The following is a 2,618-nucleotide window of genomic DNA, read 5'->3' as shown; positions in this document are numbered from 1 at the left end:
CTGCTTTTCCAGAAACTTGAATGAGTGACAGACCACGGATATTGGCAGCAGCAGAGGTATTTGCTTTGACATTGTTCCCTTCTAAGCGCCCCGTAACATAAACTGATGTTGTTCCAGAGACATCCCCATTGATCAAAAGTCTATCGGTTTTTTGCTCATTTATTGCAGCACCATCACTCCATTCTGCGTTGAAGTAAATCTTCGCATCACCCGTTGCATTGTAGACTGCTTTTGTGTCTGGTTTACCAGAACCTATATGCAATGTTTGGTAATGCTCTTCTGTTGGTTCGCTAAAAATAATGGAGCTATTATCGAGACTAAGCGTGGAAATATCAGAACGAGATCTTTGAGCAATATCAAACAGATTGCCATCATCATCTTTTTCGTTTTTGCTGATCTTCAACGTCCATGTTGTATTGTTTTTCAGATCAAAGTGTACATTTCTGCCTTTAGCAATATTCGCTCTGCCTTCTAGAGTAGACTGATCTGCGCTTAATGTGAAGGTACCGTTGGAGATCGATTTTAAACCTACCTGGTTCCAAAACTCTTTATCTTTCCAATAAATGCCGTTTCCTAGTAAAACATCGGCATGGATTTCTGAATTTTTGAGATTTGCGGTACCGATTGCCAGATTTGTATTATTTTCAATATCGTTGTCAGTGAAAGCTCCAATAAGAATTCCAGTACCATTTTCAACATGAAGTTTTGTATTGACCAAATTGATTTCACTGCTTTTACGTTTTTGTGGATTATCGGGATCCGTGTAAGAGAGAGACATGATCTGCAAACCACCGATTTTTGCTGTTGCAGAAACATTTGTCACATCAATATGCCCGCCGTTTTCTGTATACAATGCAGCTTTTTTCCCAAATACTGTTCCGTCTGTCATTGTGATTTGGGATTGTGGATCGCTTGCATGGAGTCCAATACCATCAGATGCATTAATTTTAGCATTGTCTTTTATGATAATGGTGCTGCCACTCTCAGCAGATGCCCCTGAGGTTTTTACATTAAATTCTCCCCCTGATACGTTTATTTGAGAATTAAAATCGGAAACTATGCCTAGATTGGCTTGAATAACTGTTATATTTTTTAAAGTAAGTTTGTTGTTATGGGTGGTCATTACCCCTAAGAGTTGTTGGTCATCGTCTTTACCACTTGATATTTTCACATTTTCTAGCTTATTTTCTTCGCTGTTTTCGTCGCCGAAGAGAGCACCCATTGCAATAGCCGTAATAGAACCTCCAGTCATCTTGATTGTAGCTTCTTTGTATGCCATAAGCCCCGTTGAAACATCTTTAATCGTTGTATTATGTAATTCAATTATGCTGCCAGAGCCATCGGCGTGTGCACCGTCTCTGGTGCCATCTGTCGATGTTATAGTAATACCAGTGACATCAATCTGTCCGCTGTTTTCGGCAAACAATGTGCCTGTACCCCATCCACTTACTGTCCCTCCAGTCATTGTGATCTTGGATTGTGCACCATCAGCATGGAGTCCATAACCACTGGATGTTGTAATCTCAGTCTTGTTGTCGATAATAACCGTGCTGCCATTTGAAGCATATATTCCATCGAGTTCTCCATCAAATGATCCTCCAGAGACTGTTATTGTCGAGTGATCATCTGCCGTTAGAGCGTTCGCTGCATGCATAACAGTTACATTTTTTAAGGTGAGCGTGCTTCCCTTGGTAACTATTCCTGAGAGTAATTGCAGTCCATCTTTATCTAAGTCTGATATCACCACGTCTTTTAGCATGTTTTCGCTGCTATTCGTGTTATTAAAAGAAGCGCCAACAGAGGCAGCTGCAATGGAACCTCCAATCATTTTGATTGTAGCTCCGTCTTTGGCTTCAAGACCGCGGAAAATCTCAGAATCAAGTTTTGGGATAATTCTACTATCCTGTAATTCAATTACACTGTTAACACCTTCAGCTGTTACAGCGTATACATCGTAATGGACTGGGTGGTTTATCGTTAAATTCTTGCCAATGATTTTGCCACCGTCTTTTGCGTGAATAGTTTCGTAGGTTTTATCGGATACTGGTATTGTTTTTCCATCAAAAACTTCGAGGGTTTCAGCATGTGCACTGAACTGGATGTTGAATAGGACGATAGCGGCTGCAGCCGTGCATGATAAAAGGGATGTTTTATACACTAGTATTCTCCTTATGAGAGCCCCAAAATATTCATTTCCCCGCGAACTTCATAAGAAGAAGTGAAAATGGATAGTTGTTATTAATTTCAGTGATTGTCTTTGTTTGGTAAGACATTTTTGGTTTTTTGTCAAAATTAAAAAATAAATAATATTAAATTTGTATGAATTTACATTTAATAAACAATGTGTTTGTACTTATTTATATTATATAATTAAATTTATGGTAAATCTATATTATAGAAATTATAAATATTATTATAATGCTTACATAAATTATATTGTTTTATATATGGCAATGATGCAAAGACCATTCATGGAGTTTGGTTTCCAGAAGAGTTTGGTGATCGTGTAGCCATTGATGCCATAAGCAGAACCATTCGAACAGCAAAGCCGGTCCAGATGCTTCGTTGGATCAATGATACGACCTATAGTGTCCTTCTCCATGGTCCCGTGGTGATCA

Annotated in this window: 2 pseudogenes; one reads left to right on the top strand and one right to left on the bottom strand. The window is 38.7% G+C overall.

Features of this window, described 5'->3' with window-relative positions:
• Window positions 1-2,158 (bottom strand): annotated as a pseudogene (locus ACFIKH_RS08910) (autotransporter outer membrane beta-barrel domain-containing protein); the annotation flags it as partial.
• A 288-nt stretch (window positions 2,159-2,446) separates the two neighbouring features.
• Between ACFIKH_RS08910 and ACFIKH_RS08905 the strand changes: the two are divergent.
• A pseudogene (locus ACFIKH_RS08905) lies at window positions 2,447-2,618 on the top strand (phage tail protein); the annotation flags it as partial.

It is taken from the genome of Bartonella sp. SD1336NMGDW (assembly GCF_042193565.1).
Lineage (GTDB): Bacteria > Pseudomonadota > Alphaproteobacteria > Rhizobiales > Rhizobiaceae > Bartonella > Bartonella grahamii.
Note: the sequence above shows the minus strand (reverse complement) of the source record. Positions and strands in the feature narration are given on the sequence as shown.